This is a genomic window from Dyadobacter sp. Leaf189 (assembly GCF_001424405.1).
Classification (GTDB): domain Bacteria; phylum Bacteroidota; class Bacteroidia; order Cytophagales; family Spirosomataceae; genus Dyadobacter.
Genome location: NZ_LMPS01000005.1, coordinates 905,114 through 925,238, shown reverse-complemented (window position 1 = coordinate 925,238; position 20,125 = coordinate 905,114). Strand labels below are relative to the sequence as shown.

Sequence of the window (20,125 nt, the reverse complement as noted above, 5' to 3'; positions counted from 1 at the left end):
TTGGATATGAGTGAAGAAGTACAGTCAAATGCTGCTGAAAAGTGGTTTGAGCTCATGCTCAATGGCGAATTCGAAGCAGTCTGGAAAATCAGTGATGAGGGTTTAAAGGCCAGGGCTGGAAAGTCAGAGCACCATTTACCCCGTCACTTTCAACATATCTGGCAGGGCGGATCGCTGGCGGACAAGCGTGTGCTTGTCCGCTGCTACCACGGTCTCGGTGATACCATCCAGTTTATCCGCTATGCGCCTTTGATCAGGCAAATCGCAAGTGAAGTAATTATTTGGGTGCAGCCCGCACTCATTCCTTTGCTCCAAAACGTTGCAGGCATCGACAAGCTGCTGCAGCTTCACGATGGTACACCCGAGGTAGCCTATGATGTGGATATCGAGATTATGGAATGCCAGCATATTTTCCGTTCTACCCTCGACACGATCCCTCGTGAAGTGCCTTATATCTTCGTACAACCGCACTATTTGCCACATACCGAAGGTAATCTGGCAGTGGGGCTGGTCTGGAAATCGGGCGGGTGGGATGCGCGCCGCGACGTGCCTTTTGAATTATTGAAGACATTGTTCCGCGTACCCGGCCTGACTATTTTCATCATGCAGGCAGAAGCAGCCGCGTCGGGCTGGGAGGAAGGTTACGGGATCTACCCCGGCGCATTCGACCTTCCTGATTATGCAGAGGCGCTGAAAGGTTTGGATCTGGTGATTTCTGTGGATTCAATGCCGGTACATCTTGCCGGCGCATTGGGAGTACCCGTATGGAACCTGCTGCACGCGCAGGCAGACTGGCGCTGGATGAAAGACCGGGAAGATAGTCCCTGGTACCCTACCATGCGGAACTTCCGTCAGGAAACGGCAGGCGAATGGGAGCCTGTGATAAAGAAAGTGACCGCCGAGCTGGAAAAGCTCAGCGGCCGTTCAATTGCAGATACCGTTTCCTGATCTCACTGAATTTTCCCTGATGATATGCGAGTCCGTGGTACACGGCAGCGGCCATGCGCGCCCATCTGAGATAAATTTCGGGTTCATGCTGCAATCTTGCGCGGCGGAAAATGCGGTGGCTCCAGAGTGAAATATAGTACCGGGTCCGGTAGATCAGCTTTCGCTGGAAAGTCGGAGTGGCTGCGTCCGGCTTCACGCGTTTGCGCGTTTTGGAGCGTCCGGCCGCCCAGGTAAGCCGGTAAGAAAGTCCCTCGCGGCGCTGACGGAATCCAGCTGCCTGCGTTTGCGCCACGAAATCCCCGTCGACCGATTCAAGCTGCAGGCGGCCTGCCGCCACTGCCTCTTTCACCAAACCTGAAATCAGCTCGTTTCTGACAATCACCACGTTAGTGCCGCGTCCGTCTGACGAATAAGGTTCTACCCAGGCATCACCGAATGCGATATCGGCGGTTTCAGCTACTACATCGTCGCAGAAGTTACAAGCGTGGTTCATGAAAAAACCTGCACCCCAGTCTCCGTCTGCCAGGTGCCACCAGTCTTTGTACGTTGATTCTCCATTGTTCATTGTCAGCTCGGCGGTGTACAGATTGGCTGGCCGGGTCGGATCTTTACGCCGGTAATCCACACGGGAAATGTCGGTTGACGGAACATGCATTTGCCATGCAAAGCTCTCCACAAACCGCGCGCTTTTCATGTGACCGCAAAACAATCCCAATGTAAACTTGATCCGCTCACGAAAAACAGGATCTTCCCGGCGGAGCAGATGCACAGCCTTGATAAAACAGGGAATGCCGACTACCGCATAGTTACCGGGCTTTTCACGAATCAAATCCAGTATCCCCGACATTTCGATCGGGTGGTAGCGCGACTTGGCACCTTCGAGGATCTCTGTCTCGGTTGTGGATATACGATAGTGAAAATACCTTCCATTAGTCTGCGGATCTGTCTCTGTGACAACGTGCGCTACTCCGTCGATCAGCCCCAGCCGCAGCAGCTCGGTCGCGACCCAACTGACCATCCCGCCAGAGCTACCAAGAACTCGAAACTCCTTTTCAGCCACGTGCCCCACGTAAGCAGACTCAACTACACCCAGGAGCGGGTGCTTTTCTTGCTGTGTACCAAACTGTTCCGCAGCAATTTGATCTTCATCAGCCGCGCCGCGTGAAAAGGGGCAGGTACGCGTAAATGTTTCTGAATCCTGGTGCAGCCAATATTGCGGACCAGCCGGTTTGAGCTGACAGAATTCGTCAAACTGCATTCGGATGTCGCCTGATCCTGCCTGCGCCACGCAGCTGCCACATCCAATGCATAAACCTGCATCAATGATCTCGCCGGGGCTAAGGAGTTGGTTCATGCGTGAGTTGTTTAAGGCTAATCGCCTCGTCAAGGTAATGATCCGAAACCTGACGGAGCCGTATAATATTCTCGAAAACTGCCTGATCAAGTGGCTGAGAAAGCAGCTGACTTACGATTGCAGAATCTGTATTTTCATTGATCAAATGCTTATCTGCCCCCAGCGTGCCCAGCAGGCCCTGCACTTTGAAGCTGCGATAGGAGGTAACTTCCGTCACAAACGGCCGCTCATTCCGGATCGCGAACACGCAGCCGTGGAAAAAGTTGGTCGCCACAGCTTCGGCTTTCGCCATGAAATGCGCAAAATCGTGCGGGTCAGCTGTAATCCATTGTTCGTCTGCCCAGTCGTTACGGTAACCAATGCTGATCAGCGGCAGCTTGCTGGATTCGGCATATGCTTTGATTTTGGAGATATAAGAATCAGAAAAGTTGTGTCCGTAAACGGCGATATAAGGTTTTTCCCAATACGCACTTTCGCGTGGATCAGGGATGATCGGGAACTGGAGACAAGGATCCAAAACGATCACAGGCTCGAATCCAAGCGCATTCTTGACGATCGTTTGTGAATTTTCATCCCTTACCGCAATGCTTTCGAAATTACGCAGCCGCTGTGCCCAGCTTTCTTCCAATCCTTCCGAAGCAGGGTAGTTACCATAGCTGGCCGCATAAGAAATCAGGTGTTTGGCTTTCACGCCTTCTCCGTAAAATAGCGGGTTACGTCCATACCAAGGATGGTACAGATTCCACACCTCGTCGCTTCCTACCACTACCACATCGTAGTCTTCCATCTCTTCCGGACGGTCCAGCTCAAAGCGGGGAGAAAGCGGGAGTGACTCGAAAATTTCGAAAAATCGCTCTACTTTCTGGCGGTAAACCGGGTGGTCGGATTCAGGAACATGGGTAGGTAATGTAGGCTGTAATGCACATTTCCATTCCGCCATATTGACCCGCCGGGAGTCGTGGTCGAGGATCGTGGAACTGTGTCCGCGTGATTGTAAACCTTCTGCCAGGCAGCGCGCCTGCCAGTAGCTACCATAATTAATACAACGGTGAAAAGTCAGTACTCCGGTTTTTAAAACACTCATTCGGTATAAGGACAGTTATTTTAGGAAAGTGCAGTTATAAAGCTCCTTTTCGCACGATTTTTGAGCTGCGTCAATAATCTTCAATTTTTATGTAAAAAGAATGCCAAAGTACTTGCATTGGCATTCTGACAACTTGCGTAAACAGTAATCAACGATTTACATGACCCGATTTCTTCTGATCCGGCACGCGACTACCGACTCGGTGGGAAAGCGATTGTCCGGCCGAACACCACAGGTATCTTTAAATGAAGCAGGACGCGCCGAAGCTGAAAGGCTTGCAAAGCAGCTCACCGGCGTGACGATCCACGCCATTTACACCAGTCCGCTGGAACGCACGACTGAAACGGCCACGTTCGTTGCCAGGCCGCATAACCTGCAACCAGTCAGCCAGGAAGATTTCCTCGAGATCAACTTCGGGGAATGGACCAATGCTACATTTGCCGAGCTCGACGCCCTCCCGGAATTCCGGCATTTCAACACATTCAGGAGCGGCACGCGCATTCCCGGCGGCGAAACCATGCTCGAAGCACAGGCGCGAATGGTAGGAGGGATTGAAAAACTTTGTCGCCGGCACCCGGGCGAAACGGTCGCCATTGTGAGCCACTCGGATATGATCAAAGCTACCATCGCTTATTACACCGGCGTGCATCTTGATCTTTTCCAGCGCATTGAAGTGAGTCCCGCTTCGGTGAGTATCATCGAAGTTGGTGCTGATTACGCCGGCATCAAGCTGGTGAATTATACGGGTGAGCTGGCGTTCTGATCCTGCGGCTATTTCTTGTCTTGCTTGGCTTCAAGCCCCGCTTCTTTCCGGTGCTGTTCCATTGTTTCCAGCACCTGTTCGGGGCGAACATCTTTGGCAAGACTGTCAATCTCAGCATCATAGGATTCGGGAATATCCATTTTCTTGGCCATCGCCGTGGTGAGCTGGATCAGGCGCGTGATCTCGTGCTCAGCCAGCAGGTTTACCTGCAGGTTCAGCTCGGCGCGCCGGTCAGCCTCTGCATTCATCCGGTTCTGACTGATCAGTACAAATGTGGAGAGGAAAATAGCTTCCACGGAAGCAAACATGGCGAGTACCACAAAAGACTCGTCAAAGGGTTTCAGTCCGAGCCAGCCCAGGTTCCAGATGATCCAGATCACGAACATCGTGAGGTGAATGTATACGAACAGCATACTTCCGGTAAAGCCGGTAATGGAGTCGGCAAGTCTTTCCTCAAAAGTTTTCCTGCGTTGTTCTTCCTTGGTTCTTTCCAGCAACGCGCTGATATTGCGCGTAACGATCTTCATTTCAGGGGCGTTTGCGTGATCCGTTTCGTTTTGTGTTGGGCTGCCCATGTTCAGTTTGTTTAATCCGGCCGCTCCGGTCTACTATCGTGCCACTGAAAAGACCCGGATAAAATTGCATTATTCCTGGCTCTTCATTTTTCAGTCAAATCCTGCCTGTAAGCTGTTATCTTACCCGCAGTTTTTTCAAATACATGAAACAACCGGCGCGGGTCGCATTCTCCTCTCCCAATTTTGTTCGTATGAAATCGAAAATTGAGGGTAAGAAAATTTTGTCCGATAGGTGTTACACTGTTGAAATTGTCCGGGAGTTTGTAGGGAAACATCCCCAGATGGGATCAACAGGTGGTTTGTTCTCTACATGTGGTTACATGATTTATTAAAAATTTCGCCTTTTTTCCCGACTTTCTGCCTGCAAAATCAGGACAAGCCATTTGTCTCCCGGTGTAAAGCCGCTCTGTTCCATTTTCCCTCTTCAGGTACTTACCAGCTTGATTTTCTTGCAAATGACATGCCCACTTTTCAGTAATGCCGGTCGGCGGTCTGCATCATCTTCTACTACTTTATAGCTCCGGCCGCAGCTTCGTATACCGACTTAGGTACAAAGCTTGTAGTACCCAGCGACGAAAATTCGGGTTCACACATTTGTCCCCATCATCGGAGGAAGTGTCCCGCAGCCAGATTCAGGAGGCATATTCCCGCAAGTTGTAGGCTTGGATAATCCGGATTTTTCCGCGCATGGTGCAAGCAGGAATCTTTGATTTTGCAGCCGGGAAGCACAATTGGACAGCGGGTAGAATTGTAATTTTTATAGAAATTAAACTGAACGAATAACTAACCTCAAAGATCATACAATGAGCAAAACAGTTCTAATAACAGGAGGTGCTGGTTTCATAGGTTCTCATTTGGCAAATGAGCTACTCGAAAGAGGGTATAATGTAAAAGCGCTGGATAATTTAAGCGAACAGGTCCACGGAAAGAACTGCACGCGCCCGGACTACCTCAATGAGGAAGTAGAGCTGATCGTCGGCGACGTGCGCGACCCTGAAAAAGTAAAGCAGGCATTGAAGGGTGTGGACGCAGTTTACCACTACGCCGCAATGGTAGGAGTGGGCCAGAGCATGTACCAGATCAAAGAGTATACGGATGTCAACAACTGCGGAACCGCTGTCCTGTTAGAAGCACTGATCAACAATCCCGTTGAAAAGCTGGTCGTAGCAAGCAGCATGAGCATTTATGGCGAAGGTTTGTACCGCGACAAGGCTGGTAAAATCAGTCCGGGCTACGAGCGTGACCTTAACCACCTGAAATCAGGCAACTGGGAGTTGATGGATGCAAACGGTGATCTTTTAACCCCGTATCCGACCCCGGAAACCAAAGCACCTTCACTGGCTTCGGTGTATGCGCTTTCTAAATATGATCAGGAGCGCATGTGCCTCATGATCGGTAAAGCTTATAACATCCCGACTGTCGCATTGCGGTTTTTCAATGTGTACGGTACCAATCAGGCACTGTCAAATCCTTACACCGGCGTACTCGCGATTTTCGCGTCGCGACTGATGAATGGAAATGCGCCGATGATCTTCGAAGACGGCCGCCAGCAGCGTGATTTCGTAAGCGTACAGGATATCGCCCAGGCTTCGCGGCTTGCGCTTGAAACCAAAGCGGCGGAGTACGAATCCTTCAACGTAGGAAGCGGAAACGCTTATACCGTGGTGGAGATCGCCGAGAAAATGGCGCGTGTGCTCGGGAAAGAACACATTGAAGCAGAGATATCAGGCAAATACCGCGTAGGTGATATCCGGCATTGCTTTGCTGACATTACCAAAACGAAGGAAGTACTGGGCTATCAGCCCAAAATATCCCTGGAAGAAGGTCTGGTGGAACTGGCTACCTGGCTGGAAGGACAAACCGCGGAAGACAAAGTTGCACACGCTAAAAACGAGTTGATGACAAGAGGTCTGACCGTTTGAAATATAGTTTCTAATCTATAAACACGCAAACGAAATATGGTGCCGGAAATCCCCTTGAATAGAAAAGATATGGAATATGAAAACAATAATGTGGGACTTGTACAATGGTTCCATATCAATCAGCACCGGGAAGTGGAGAAGGCAGTGGAGGAGTTTGAGAAACTGGGTGTTGCACGCATTCGTACAAATATCTCTTGGGCAGACTGGCATCTGCCGGAAGGAAAAGAATGGTTCGACTGGCTGTTTGCGACGATAGGCAAGAAGCTGGAAATACTGCCTTGCATATTGTACACGCCGCCATCGATCGCATTGAAGCCGAAATCGTCTGCACCGCCGCGCAATGCGAAGGATTATGCAGATTTTGTGGATACCATCATCACCAGGTACGGCGAATATTTCGAATATGTGGAGCTTTGGAATGAGCCCAATAACCAGGCTGAATACGATTTTACATTGGATCCGGACTGGAATATATTCTGCGAAATGATCGGCTCGGCGGCAAACTGGGCGAGACAGCGCGGAAAGAAAACGGTACTCGGCGGAATGAGCCCCATTGATGCGAACTGGCTGAATGAAATGTTCAGAAAGGGCTTGATGGAGCACATTGACGTAGTAGGTGTGCACGGTTTCCCCGATGTATTTGATTACAACTGGGAAGGCTGGCAGGCCGAGATCAGCAAGGTGCGGGAGGTACTGAACAACCACCAGTCCAATGCAGCACTATGGATTACCGAAGCCGGGTTTTCTACCTGGCAGAAGAATGAGCGCAAACAGGTGAAGGAGTTTATCAATGCGCTTGAAGCCGGTGCCGACCGCGTGTACTGGTACACATTGAAAGATCTTTCGGCCGAGCTGCCGGCGGTGGACAGGTTCCACCTTGATGAGCGTGAGTATTATTTTGGTATAAAAAATGAGGACAACTCGCCAAAACTGCTCTACACGCTGCTCGCTGACAGCGGAGTAGCTGGCGTTAAGCAATACGAATGGCTGACGCAGCCGCTTCAAGGCGCAAATGCCGACGAACAATATACATTGATCACAGGCGGCGCGGGCTTTGTAGGTACCAACCTCGCTGAGCGGATACTGAGCTCGGGTAAGCCTGTGCTCATCTTTGATAACCTGTCCCGCGCAGGCGTACAGAACAACCTGTATTGGCTCAAAGAAAGATACCCTGATAAATTGCTCGTGATGGTGGGCGACATCCGCGACAAGCATGCTGTTAAACAGGCTGTTTCGGGTGCTTCGCAGATATTTCATTTTGCAGCGCAGGTGGCGGTGACGTCAAGTCTTACCAATCCTTACCACGATTTCGAGGTAAATGCATTGGGCACGCTCAACCTGCTCGAAGCGATCAGAAACTCGGATCACAAGCCACCGGTTGTTTTCACGTCCACCAACAAAGTGTACGGTGATCTGCACGATTTGGGCATGTCGGTGAATGAAACACGTTACTTTCCGGAGAATAAATATGTTGCGGAAAATGGGATTGACGAGGAACGTAACCTTGATTTCCACAGTCCGTACGGCTGTACCAAGGGTGTAGCCGACCAGTACATCCTCGATTACGCCCGCACATTCGGTTTGAAGAGCGTGGTGTTCCGGATGAGCTGCATTTACGGTCCGCACCAGTTTGGTACCGAAGACCAGGGCTGGGTTGCTCACTTCCTGATCCAGGCGCTGAAAGGTAAGCCGATCACGCTGTACGGCGACGGAAAGCAGGTTCGCGATATCCTGTTTGTTGAAGACCTGGTAGATGCATTCCTGCTCGCAGAGAAACACATGGACCGGATCAGCGGCAATGCATTCAACATTGGTGGCGGCGTAGGTAACACGGTCAGTTTGCTTGAACTGATTGATATGATCAAGCTGATCACAGGCGATAGGCCCGAAGTGAAAATGGAAGAATGGCGTTCCAGTGACCAGAAATACTATGTTTCCAATTTTGACAAACTGAAAGCAGCCACAGGTTGGAGCCCGGCGACAGGTACCATGGAAGGTATAGCCAAGCTGCACGAATGGTTGATGGAAAACGCACATATTTCATTGGACAAAACAAAAAAGGCGAAATCCGCTGAGAAGAAAACAACTCCTATTTTTTAAAATACCCGAAAATGATTGCAGCAGTACTGACCAAACCTGGTCTTTTCGAAATACAGAAAGTAGGCATACCGGAATTAAAAGAAGATGATATCAGAATACAGGTGGAAGGCTGCGGTGTATGTGCATCGAGCCTGCCGCTGTGGGAAGGCCGCGAATGGTTTGGGTACCCGGTGGAAGCCGGTGCGCCCGGACATGAAGGCTGGGGAATCGTGGATCAGGTGGGCGACAAAGTGACGGGTCTGAAATCCGGTGACAGAGTTGCATTCCTTTCTGGCAAGGCGTATGCCGAATATGACATTGCACCTGAAAGTGCAGTGGTAAAGCTGCCCGATAACCTGAATGGTGTACAGTTTCCCGGCGAACCGCTGGGCTGCGCGATGAACATCTTTGATCGAAGCGACATTTCAGAAGGAGATACCGTGGCCATTATCGGCATGGGTTTTCTGGGTGTTTTGCTTTGCCAATTAGCTAAAAAGCGGGGTGCAAAAGTGATCGCTATCTCCAAAAGAGACTTCTCCCTGGGATATGCGGAACAAAATGGCGCTGATGAAGTGATCCCGCTGACAAGTACCTGGGAGGTTGCCAATAAAGTCTCTGAAATTACAGGCGGCGCATTTTGCAGCCGTGTGATCGAAGCGACAGGCAAGCAGGAAGCCATTGATATTGCTACTGAGATCGTAGCAGAAGGCGGCCGACTGATGATCGCGGGTTACCACCAGGACGGAATGCGCCAGGTTAACTTTCAGAAGTGGAACTGGAAAGGCATCGATGTGATCAATGCGCATGAGCGTAAGCCGGAACGGTACCTGAGCGGAATGCAGCAGGCAGTAGCCGCGGTTGTCGACGGAACGATCCGCCCGGCTGACCTGTACACACACATTTTCCGGATAGAAGAGCTGGCGAAAGGTTTTGAAATGACCGCCAGCCGCCCGGACGGATTTATGAAAGCGCTTATTCAGATATAACATTCACGAGTTTGGAAATTTCGACTAACACAAAACCTGCGCTGGCTTTTGCGGGGGTAGGCTGGATAGGCCGCAGCAGAATGCAGGCTGCAATCGAGAGCGGCACAGCAGAAATTGCGCTCTTAACCGACCCGTCTGCCGAGTGCATTACCGAAGCATTGAAAATGGCGCCGGGCTCCAAAACCGTTTCTTCTTTTGAGGAAGCGATTGCAGATCCGGACATTGATGGCGTGGTGATCGCTACGCCTAGTGCGCTTCATATGGAGCAGGCGGTTGCCGCATTTGAAAACAACAAGGCCGTTTTTTGTCAAAAACCACTGGGGCGCAATGCGTCTGAGGTAGCTGCTGTGATCGCCGCTGCTGAAAAAGCGGATAAGCTGCTTGGCGCTGATTTCTCTTACCGCTATACTGCTGCTTTTCAGCAAATCCTGCCCATTATCTCGTCCGGCGAGCTCGGACAGATCTTTGCAGTCGATCTGAAATTTCACAATGCATACGGTCCTGATAAAGCATGGTTTTACGATATGAAGCAATCCGGCGGCGGCTGCGTGCTCGACCTGGGCATTCACCTGATCGACCTGATGCTCTATGCCCTCGATTTCCCTGAGGTAACTGCATTGAACAGCAGTTTATACAGCAAGGGTGTTTCGGTGAAAGGGAAAAATGAGGTGGAGGATTACGCCAACGTTTCGCTTGAACTGGCAACCGGCACCAATGCGCAGCTTTCGTGCAGCTGGAATTTGCAGGCAGGGCAGGAGGCAGTCATTGAGGCTTCTTTTTACGGTACCAACGGTGGTGTTTCGCTTAAAAACGTGAACGGGTCTTTTTATGATTTTACAGGTTCCCGTTACTGGGGTACCAAAACAGAAACGCTCGTGAGCCCGCCGGATGCCTGGGGAGGAAGAGCATTGACAGACTGGATACAAAAACTTTCGGTGAACACGGCCTTCGACGCCTCGGCAGCACAATACCTGCCTTCGGCCGAAGTGCTGGACCGCATTTATGGACGCAGCTAATCACATATCGCCCCTCAAAGTACTCATGACCGCCGATACAGTTGGCGGCGTATGGACCTATTCCGTAGAGCTTTGCCGGGCGCTGGCTGACTATCATGTGCATTTTCACCTGGTTACCATGGGTGCAAAAATGCAGCCCTGGCAGGCAGCTGAAATTGGTGCGCTGGACAATGTAACTGTCTACGAAACAGATTACAAGCTGGAATGGATGGACAATCCCTGGGAGGAAGTGGACGAAGCAGGCGCTTATTTATTGTCTCTGCAAAAAGCGGTACAAGCCGACCTGGTTCATTTAAACGGCTATGTACACGGCGCATTGAAATGGGATGTGCCGGTCATTTCGGTTGCGCACAGCGACGTATTCTCGTGGTTCAGGGCAGTTGCTAAAACAAACCCGCCTGCGGATTGGGATACGTATTTTACAAAAGTCCAAAGCGGCTTGCAGCAGGCAGATCACATTGTAGCCCCTTCCCGGGCGATGATGGACGAACTGGATGCGATTTATTCTTTACACGAAAACCATTCGGTGATTTACAACGCCCGCGGTGCAGACCGGGTTTTTTGTGGTAAAAAAGAAAAGACGGTGCTCTGTATGGGCAGGATCTGGGATGAAGCCAAGAACGTGAAGCTGCTGACCGACGCCGCACCCCTGATCCGCTACCCGATCAAAATCGCAGGCGAAACACAGTTTGAAAATAACAGCACGGAGGTGCAGCAGAGTAATATCTGCCACCTGGGCAAGCTGGGTTCCGAGGCTATTGCCAAGGCACTTTCCACGGCCAGCGTGTATGCATTACCGGCCAGGTACGAACCGTTCGGGCTGTCGGTGCTCGAAGCGGCATTGTCGCATTGTGCATTGGTGCTCGGCGACATTCCTTCCTTGCGGGAAATCTGGCAGGATCATGCGATTTACGTTCAAACAGACAATCCGCAGCAACTGGCCGATACGATCAATGCATTGATGCAAGACGAGGAAAACCTGAATAAAATGGCTGAAAAAGCCCTTCAGCGCGCACAGCAATTTACCACAGGCAACATGGGCAGATCCTACGCAGAACTGTACCAGCAGCTGGTAGAACAGTTTGAAGCGGCACAACGAAACATCCTTTAACTATGAATATTGTCCTTTTTTACCATTCCCTGCTTTCGGACTGGAACCACGGAAACGCACATTTCCTGAGGGGAATCGCCACCGAGCTGATCAAGAGAGGGAATACCGTAAGCATTTACGAGCCCAAAGATGCGTGGAGCCTGCAGAACCTAATTGCAGATTACGGGCAGGAAGCAGTGCAGGAACTGCAAAATTACTACCCGCTCCTGAGCAGCATTCAGTACGATCCGGCCACGCTGGACCTGGATGAAGTACTTAAAGATGCCGATCTGGTGCTGGTGCACGAATGGAATGAACATGCATTGGTGAAGGCAATTGGTGAAAAAAGGAAGAAGTACTCTTTCAAGCTGTTGTTCCACGACACGCACCACCGCGCCGTAACCGAGAAGGCGAGCATGAGCGCGTATGATATTTCCAACTACGATGGCGTACTCGCATTTGGCGGCAAGATCAGGGACATTTATCTGTCAGAAAAATGGACTAAAAACGCGTGGACCTGGCATGAGGCTGCGGATACCAATGTTTTTCATCCCATTGAAAATACCGGCTACGAAGGTGATTTTGTGTGGGTGGGCAACTGGGGCGACGAGGAGCGTACAAAGGAGCTTTTCGAGTTCATTATCGAACCCGTGAAAGAAATGAAGCTGAAAGCGAAGATATACGGCGTGCGCTACCCTGATCACGCAAAAGCGGCTTTGGCCGACGCGGGTATCGAGTACGCAGGCTGGCTGCCCAACTTCAAAGCGCCGGAGGTTTTTTCGAAATACCGGTTTACAGCCCACGTGCCGCGTGGCCCGTATGTAAAAGCATTGCCGGGTATCCCGACGATCCGTCCATTTGAGGCGCTTGCCTGTGGTATCCCGCTTATTTCAGCTCCGTGGGATGATACAGAAAACCTGTTTACTCCCGGAAAGGATTTTGTTTTTGCCAAAAATAAAGAAGAAATGAAGCGGTGGATCGACCGCGTGCTGACAGACGAAAGCCTGGTAGGAGAAATGACCACGCACGGACTGGAAACGATCCGCAGCAAGCATACCTGCGCACACCGTACAGACGAATTGTACCAGATATGCGAGGAGCTGGGTGTTAACAACTTAAACCAAACGATGACGCTATGAAATTTGCATTCTTCGGTTCGAGCCTTGTTTCAGCTTACTGGAACGGCGCTGCAACCTATTACCGCGGCATTATCCGCGCTATGAATGAACTCGGGCACGAGATCACATTTTACGAGCCCGACGCTTATGACCGTCAGAAAAACCGGGATATGGATGATCCTGATTGGGCACGTATTGTCGTTTACCAGCCCAATGAGGAAGATGTAGCCAAGGTGCTGAATGACGCGATGGATGCAGACGTGATCATCAAAACGAGCGGGGTAGGGGTGTTTGACGAGTTACTGGAAAAAGAAGTTGCGGCCCTCGGCCAGCGTGACAAGTTCGTGATCTTCTGGGATGTGGATGCGCCTGCGACGCTGGACCGCGTACATCACAATGAAAATGATTATTTCAAAGACCTCATTCCGCAGTACGATCTTATACTGACTTACGGCGGCGGTGATCCTGTGATCAATGCGTATACAGCGCTGGGCGCAAGAAAATGTGTGCCGATCTACAATGCGCTCGATCCGGCTACGCACCATCCCGTTGAAACGCAGACGCGCTTTGAAGGCGACCTGGTGTTTTTGGGTAACAGACTGCCTGACCGTGAAAAGCGCGTGGAGGATTTCTTCCTGAAAGTGGCGGCGGAAATGCCTGACCAACGTTTTATACTGGGCGGCAACGGCTGGCATGATAAACCGATGTCTTCCAACATCAATTACATCGGACACGTATTTACAAAGGACCATAATGCATTGAACTGCTCGCCGAAAGCGATCCTGAACATCAGTCGCGACAGCATGGCCAAGTACGGTTTCTCGCCCGCAACCCGCGTGTTTGAAGCAGCCGGAGCAGGTGCATGCATTATCACCGATTACTGGGAAGGTATCGAGTTCTTCTTCGAGCCGGGGATAGAGATCCTGGTTGCCCGGAGCGGGGACGAAGTACGGAGCCTGCTTACTTCTCTCACAGCAGAGCACGCAGCGCAGATCGGACAGGCAGCTTTGAATAAGGTTTTGGAAAAACACACTTATGCGCACCGCGCCGTGGAGCTGGACAAGCTTTTGAAAGATGAGCTTACATTAAACAAAGCGGCGGTATGACGGAAGGTAATTTGAAAATAGTGGTCCTGGGTTTATCCATTACCTCTTCGTGGGGAAATGGCCACGCTACTACGTTCAGGGGATTGATCCGTGAGCTGCACCAGAACGGACACGATGTTACATTCCTGGAACGCGATGTACCCTGGTATGCTTCCAACCGCGACCTGAAAGATTTTTCGTACTGCAAAACGATCCTTTACCAGAACATCGACGAGCTGAAAGCCGCTCATTCAGAAACGATCAGGAATGCAGACCTGGTGGTGGTAGGCTCCTATGTGCCGGAAGGCGTAGAGGTAGGAAGGTTCGTAACGGAAACGGCCGAGGGTATCACCGCATTTTACGACATTGATACGCCGGTGACACTTGCAAAGATCAAAAAGGAGGACTACGAATACCTGCACCCGGACCTGATCCCGCTGTACAATATGTACCTGAGCTTTACCGGCGGGCCTACTTTGACTTACCTGGAAGAACATTACGGCTCTCCCATGGCGCGTCCGTTCTATTGCTCTTTCGATCCCGAACTCTATTATCCGGAAGCACACGAAAAGCAATGGGACCTGGGATACCTGGGTACTTACAGCGACGACCGCCAGCCTCCGCTCAAAGCATTGATGCTGGATGCAGCTGAAAAAATGCCTGAAGGGAAGTTTGTAGTAGCAGGTCCGCAGTATCCCGGCAATATTCAATGGGCGGGCAACGTGGCGCGCATTGAACATTTGCCGCCTTCGGAGCACCGGAAATTTTATAATAGTCAGCGATTCACAATGAATATCACGCGGGCAGATATGATCCGAGCGGGTTACTCGCCAAGCGTGCGGCTGTTTGAAGCAGCTGCCTGCAACACGCCGATCATCAGCGACTACTGGGAAGGATTGGATACGATCTTTGAGCCCGGTAAAGAGATCCTGATCTCGCGTTCTGCTGAGGACACGATTGATTTTTTGACCAACATCACGGAAAGCGAGCGGCAGGACATTGCAGAAAATGCAAGACGCAAAGTGCTGGAATTCCATACCGCCGCACACCGCGCTACCGAGCTTGAAGGGTATTATGCCGAGGCAATGCGCATGCGGGAAGTAACTACCGCCGAAATCAGGCCTGATACCTATTGAACCAGCATTCGGCCGCAAACTGATTTACACATTTGCACGAACTGCCACAGCCAGATCAGCAACGAACCGGGGAAGCTGGATCGCCAGCATCCCCGGCGTTATCAGCTCTACTTCTTGCTGCCCCACTATCACTCCATTCAATGTGTCCCAAAAATGAACTGAATAAGTACCCGCGGACATGCCCGGTACTTGGACAGTCACATCAATGGAGGACGCATTTTCATTCAGTATTTTCAGATTGCCGGCTTTCTTGACCAGTGTATCGGTACGCATTGCCCATAAGACCGCCTGCTGGCTGTCGGCGCTGGCGAATACAGCCACATGGTGGTTGCTTGAAGCAATTTCTTCATTCAGATTTTTCCTGCGGAAATTTTTCCAGTCGATCAGGCTTGTGAAGCCTGACAAGCTACGTTGCGCCAGCCGCATGCCGGGCGTCAGACAATGCGGGTGCCGGTTAGGCCAGCGCATGCCGCCGCCTGCTGCTCCCGACGCAAGGTGCGCCCATTGTATGTGGCGGAAATACTCGTCGTCGAAAAAAGCCGGAAATGTGATATGCTTGTCTTTAAACGCGTGAATGGGTCCGTGCTCACTGTCGAAAAATGGTCTGTCGGGCGGTAAGTGCGACAGCGCTTCTCTTACAAGCCGGCCCGTAGCGATAGCCGATGCAACGGTATCCTTTGGATTGTCGATCGTAGCTGAATCGTAAAAATGGGTACTTGCAAAATCAAGGTCGGCGTGGCGGAAAATAACGTCGGCCGCCGCTGGGTGCTCGTTCAGTACCGGTCCGAATATCGATACGGTTTGTGGGTGAGTGCGCCCGTACAGCCGCATTTCGGTGTCCCGCAAATGGGTGCTCAGTTCGTGAACGAAGGTTTCGAAAACGTCGGTGCGCCCGCCTGCGTGTGCCGGGTGGATTTCATTCCAGAGATCCCACGCAAAAAGAACGCCGCTGCCGCCCCAGCGCTCGGCTACAAAGCTCAGCCTGTTCTTGATCGCCTGCAACGTGTCCGGACAAATCAGCCATTCGGTGCGTTTTTTACAGGGACCACCGTGTAACTTATTGTAAGGATGGTGCCGCCAGCGTATCCACATCCAGAAAGTATCTACCGGAGTGAGGAGTATGCGGATGTTGTATTTCGCACAAAGTAGAAAAAGATCATCCCAGAGCCTGATCATGTTTGGTGAGAATTTACCTGCGGGTTTCTCAAAATACCGGTGCTCTCCCTGGGCATATTCCAGCATCAGCCGAATGCAGGTAACCCCGTGCGCAGCAAGCCAGGCGAGATAATCCGCAACCTGCTGCACGTTTTTACGCCTGAAAAGACCCTCCAATTCAGGCCAGGTAATGGCGTCGTTCTGCCCGATCGGCGTCCAGTTCTCACCTTCCTCAGTCACAAAATAAGGTGTACCCGGTGCCACCTGCACCCAGGGCAATGCATGCACGCTATTTAAAGACAACTGCAATCCGCGGTTATCCCTCGTTCCGATACTTTCTTTTTCAAATAAGTCCATTGAAATTCTGCGCTGGTGACAACAATTAAAAAGATCAACAACCCTCGCCCAAAGTCCCCGCGCAAGACAAAATCATGCCAGAACAAACTCATAAACTCTAAACTCATAAACTCCCAAACGGCGACAAACGCCCTTCGTCCACGCCAGGATACCGTCTGCCGACGATGGTTTTAAAAGTCGCCAATTGGTTATTACTTCCTTTTTTGTCCAGTCCCAATTCCTATTATGTCCATGAAAAAACATCTATTCATCATCTTTTTCCTGCTTGCCGGCACTGCGGAAACGCTGCTGGCGCAGAACAGGGTCGTTATCGGAAAGATAAGCGACGCCAGCACCCGTGAGGCACTGCCCGGGGTGAGTATCCTGGTCAAAGGTACGCAGACAGGTACTGCCAGCGACACCGAGGGTAACTTCCGGATCGAAGTGCCTGCCAATGCACCTGTACTGGTTTTTAGCTTTATCGGCTATGCTACCATTGAAATGCCGGTAGGTTCGTCATCCAATATGGAAGTGACATTGCAGGCCGACACGCGCCAGTTGAGCGAAGTGGTGGTTACGGCGCTGGGTGTGGAGCGTACGCGTAATGCATTGCCCTATGCCGCCACCCAGATCGATGCGGCCGCAGTTACCGCCGGCAGAAACCCGAACCTTGTGAATTCGCTGGCGGGCAAGGTAGCCGGACTTAACATCACGCAAACCAACACGCTCGGTGGTTCTTCCAATGTGGTGATCAGGGGTATTAAGTCGCTTACAGGCAATAACCAGGCGCTTTTTGTGGTGGATGGTGTGCCCGTGAACAACGATGTGGCGAACACGCGCAGCCAGGTCACCGGTAGCGGTGGATTTGATTATGGTAACCCTGCATCAGACATTAATCCCGACGACATTGCTTCGGTAACTGTCCTGAAAGGCGCTGCCTCCACTGCCTTGTACGGTTCCCGCGCTTCAAACGGGGTGATTTTAATTACCACCAAAAAAGGGAAAAAAGGATTGGGCGTAACGATTAACAGCGGGCTTACCGTTGGCGCTGTGGACAAGAAGACTTTGCCCGTTTACCAAAAAGAATACGGCGCGGGTTATGCAGTGGAATGGGGAGCTTTTGATGTTGACGGCGATGGTGTGGAGGATAACATTGTCCCATTCAGCGACGATGCTTCTTACGGCCATAAATTCGATCCCAACCTGATGGTGTATCATTGGGATGCATTTGACCCGACTTCACCCAACTACAAAAAGGCCCGGCCCTGGGTAGCGGCAACACACGGCCCGGAGTACTTTTTTGAGAAATCGGTTTCTACCAACAACAGTATTACGATCGATGGCGGGAGTGACAAGGCTACTTTCAAAGTAGGCTATAACCGCACAACCGACAAGGGGATTTTACCAAACAGCCGGATCTCCAAGAACATGATCAATTTTGGCGGTACCCTTCATATGACGTCTAAGCTGTCGGTTAATGCAAGTGCGAATTTTACGGAACAGGAAGGATTGGGCCGCTATGGTTCGGGGTACGGGTCCATTAACCCGATGCTCGGCTTTCGTCAGTGGTTTCAGACCAACGTGGATCTGAAAGAGCAAAAAGAAGCTTATTTCAGAACGAAGCAGAATATGGCGTGGAACTGGAAAGGGCCGGATGATCTGGAAGCGGCGTATTCCGACAATGCCTATTTCACTCGCTACGAAAACTACCAGAACGACAAGCGGTACCGGACTTTCGGTAATATCTCGACAGTTTATAATGCAGCCGACTGGCTCAAAATTACTGGCCGACTATCTCTCGACAGCTTTGACGAATTGCAGGAAGAGCGCTTTGCAATCGGCAGTACGACCAATGAGAATATGCCTTATTACATCAAGTACAACCGCACTTTCCGCGAGTTCAATTTCGATCTTTTTGCCAACATACATAAGTCCCTTTCGAAAGACCTGGATCTGACGGGGCTTGTGGGGGCGAACATGCGGCGGTCGCAGCTCAATACCATGCGGGCTTCCACGAGCGGCGGGCTTGTGGTACCGCGGCTTTACGCATTGTCCAACTCGCGCAACCTGCTTTCGCCACCCATTGAAAGCGAGCAGAATATTGCTGTGGACGGTTTGTACGCCAATGCGACACTGGGTTTTCGGGAAATGCTTTTTCTGGATCTGTCGGCACGCCGCGAGCAGTCTTCCACTTTGCCAAAGGGAAGCAATGCTTACTTTTATCCCTCAGTCGCGCTTAGTTTTGCCTTTTCTGAATTGTTGAAAACGACTCCGTGGCTGTCGTACGGAAAGGTGAGAGCCAACTATGCCGAAGTGGGCAGTGATGCACCATTTGCCGCATTGGACAAGTACTACAACAAGCAGGATGAAGAAATAGGCTCGCCCATCGGTGGCTTCAATGGGATTCCGTTATACTCTGTGCCCAACACCCGCTTTAATCCAAACCTGAAACCGGAACGGACCAAAAGCACCGAGGTAGGGATCGAAATGGCGTTTTTCGGAAGCCGGGTAGGTTTTGACGTCACTACTTACCAGGCTAATACAATCAACCAGATCCTGCCCGTGACCGTGCCGACTACAAGCGGTTACAGCTACAAATACACGAATGCAGGAGAAGTATCAAACAAAGGCTGGGAAGTTTCAGTATTTGCCACGCCGGTGAAAACGGCGGACTTTTCATGGACGATCAATGCAAACTGGGCACGAAACAAGAATAAGGTAGAGTCGCTGGCAGAGGGTGATAATATGATCATCGCCACTTACCAGACGAGCGTTAGTTCCAATGCAACTGTTGGCAGGCCGTTCGGGATGCTGCGGGGTTCGGGATATGTGTACCACGAGAACGGTGGAAAGCTGATCGACTCGCGCGGGCAGTATGTACTGTCAGGCCCGACGAAAGAGATCGGTGACCCAAATCCCGACTGGGTAGGCGGCATCGGCAATACGGTGAGTTTCAAAGGGATCTCGCTCTATTTTTTGGTTGATGTAAAAAAAGGCGGACAGCTCTACAACCTGGACACATTTTACGGATTTGGAACAGGGCTTTATCCTGAAACAGCCGGACTCAATGAGCTGGGCAACCCGTCGCGGCTGCCGGTGGCGCAGGGTGGGGGAATACTGCTCGAAGGTGTCAAAGCAGACGGCTCGCCCAACGATGTCAGGCTGGAAAACCGGGCTTACGCACTTGGCCCGTACGGACCTAATGAATCCCATATTTACGGTGCAGGGTTTGTAAAGCTGCGCGAAGCATCATTGTCGTATGCATTGCCTGCCGCACTGATCTCGAAGCTGAAAGTGGTAAAGGGAATCGATCTCGCGCTGGTAGGGCGGAACCTGTGGATTATCCATAAAGATGTGCCTTATTCAGATCCCGAGGCGGGATTTGGCGCTGGTAATATTTCGATGGGCTACCTGGGAGGAGCCTACCCGACAGCACGCAACATCGGCTTCAATGTAAAACTCAGATTTTGACAAAACA

At 51.2% G+C, this 20,125-nt stretch carries 15 protein-coding genes; 11 read left to right on the top strand and 4 right to left on the bottom strand.

Annotation, left to right across the window (positions count from 1 at the left end):
* Positions 1–6 precede the first annotated feature (6 nt).
* Positions 7–948: a glycosyltransferase family 9 protein gene (locus ASG33_RS18225; RefSeq protein WP_056288353.1), complete on the top strand. Its 942-nt coding sequence runs from the start codon at positions 7–9 to the stop codon at positions 946–948.
* Here the strand turns inward: ASG33_RS18225 and ASG33_RS18220 are convergent.
* Together ASG33_RS18220 and ASG33_RS18215 are read right to left on the bottom strand one after the other, a co-directional pair.
* The gene (locus tag ASG33_RS18220) at positions 914–2,302 is read right to left on the bottom strand and encodes a Coenzyme F420 hydrogenase/dehydrogenase, beta subunit C-terminal domain (RefSeq protein WP_200942803.1); all 1,389 of its coding nucleotides are present in this window, start codon (positions 2,300–2,302) and stop codon (positions 914–916) included. The two genes, ASG33_RS18225 and ASG33_RS18220, sit on opposite strands and share 35 nt — an antisense overlap.
* Positions 2,286–3,386 (bottom strand): polysaccharide pyruvyl transferase family protein, encoded by a 1,101-nt coding sequence (locus ASG33_RS18215; RefSeq protein ID WP_056288350.1) that lies wholly within the window; start codon positions 3,384–3,386, stop codon positions 2,286–2,288. The genes ASG33_RS18220 and ASG33_RS18215 overlap by 17 nt, the downstream gene beginning before the upstream one ends.
* A 160-nt stretch (positions 3,387–3,546) precedes the next feature.
* On the opposite strand from ASG33_RS18215, the gene ASG33_RS18210 reads away from it, so the two are divergent.
* Positions 3,547–4,149 (top strand): histidine phosphatase family protein, encoded by a 603-nt coding sequence (locus ASG33_RS18210; protein ID WP_056288349.1) that lies wholly within the window; start codon positions 3,547–3,549, stop codon positions 4,147–4,149.
* A gap of 8 nt (positions 4,150–4,157) precedes the next feature.
* Here the strand turns inward: ASG33_RS18210 and ASG33_RS18205 are convergent, their stop codons facing one another.
* Positions 4,158–4,724, bottom strand: coding sequence for a DUF1003 domain-containing protein (locus tag ASG33_RS18205; protein WP_056288346.1), 567 nt, complete (start codon positions 4,722–4,724; stop codon positions 4,158–4,160).
* Between the two features lie 803 nt (positions 4,725–5,527).
* Between ASG33_RS18205 and ASG33_RS18195 the strand changes: the two genes are divergently transcribed.
* The 8 genes from ASG33_RS18195 (at position 5,528) to ASG33_RS18160 (ending at position 15,156) form a co-directional block, all read left to right on the top strand.
* Positions 5,528–6,646, top strand: coding sequence for an NAD(P)-dependent oxidoreductase (locus tag ASG33_RS18195; protein WP_056288339.1), 1,119 nt, complete (start codon positions 5,528–5,530; stop codon positions 6,644–6,646).
* Positions 6,647–6,715: 69 nt separating this feature from the next.
* The gene (locus ASG33_RS18190; protein WP_056288677.1) at positions 6,716–8,746 is read left to right on the top strand and encodes an NAD-dependent epimerase/dehydratase family protein; all 2,031 of its coding nucleotides are present in this window, start codon (positions 6,716–6,718) and stop codon (positions 8,744–8,746) included.
* Between the two features lie 11 nt (positions 8,747–8,757).
* The gene (locus ASG33_RS18185) at positions 8,758–9,711 is read left to right on the top strand and encodes a zinc-binding dehydrogenase (protein WP_056288336.1); all 954 of its coding nucleotides are present in this window, start codon (positions 8,758–8,760) and stop codon (positions 9,709–9,711) included.
* Positions 9,712–9,722: 11 nt separating this feature from the next.
* Positions 9,723–10,727: a Gfo/Idh/MocA family protein gene (locus ASG33_RS18180; RefSeq protein ID WP_056288334.1), complete on the top strand. Its 1,005-nt coding sequence runs from the start codon at positions 9,723–9,725 to the stop codon at positions 10,725–10,727.
* A gap of 25 nt (positions 10,728–10,752) precedes the next feature.
* A complete protein-coding gene (locus ASG33_RS18175) occupies positions 10,753–11,838 on the top strand; it encodes a glycosyltransferase family 4 protein (RefSeq protein WP_162242757.1) in 1,086 nt (361 codons plus the stop codon).
* 2 nt (positions 11,839–11,840) lie between these two features.
* Positions 11,841–12,956, top strand: coding sequence for a glycosyltransferase (locus tag ASG33_RS18170; RefSeq protein WP_056288328.1), 1,116 nt, complete (start codon positions 11,841–11,843; stop codon positions 12,954–12,956).
* Positions 12,953–14,041 (top strand): glycosyltransferase, encoded by a 1,089-nt coding sequence (locus ASG33_RS18165; RefSeq protein WP_056288323.1) that lies wholly within the window; start codon positions 12,953–12,955, stop codon positions 14,039–14,041. Before ASG33_RS18170 ends, ASG33_RS18165 begins: the two co-directional genes overlap by 4 nt.
* A complete protein-coding gene (locus ASG33_RS18160; RefSeq protein ID WP_229238714.1) occupies positions 14,038–15,156 on the top strand; it encodes a glycosyltransferase in 1,119 nt (372 codons plus the stop codon). The genes ASG33_RS18165 and ASG33_RS18160 overlap by 4 nt, the downstream gene beginning before the upstream one ends.
* A 24-nt stretch (positions 15,157–15,180) precedes the next feature.
* On the opposite strand, the gene ASG33_RS18155 is transcribed toward ASG33_RS18160, so the two are convergent.
* A complete protein-coding gene (locus ASG33_RS18155; RefSeq protein WP_157474835.1) occupies positions 15,181–16,668 on the bottom strand; it encodes a hypothetical protein in 1,488 nt (495 codons plus the stop codon).
* A gap of 231 nt (positions 16,669–16,899) precedes the next feature.
* Here ASG33_RS18155 and ASG33_RS18150 point away from each other — a divergent pair, with 231 nt between their 5' ends.
* On the top strand, positions 16,900–20,118 hold the full coding sequence (locus tag ASG33_RS18150; RefSeq protein WP_056288319.1) for a SusC/RagA family TonB-linked outer membrane protein: 3,219 nt from the start codon (positions 16,900–16,902) through the stop codon (positions 20,116–20,118).
* The last annotated feature ends 7 nt before the right edge of the window (positions 20,119–20,125 follow it).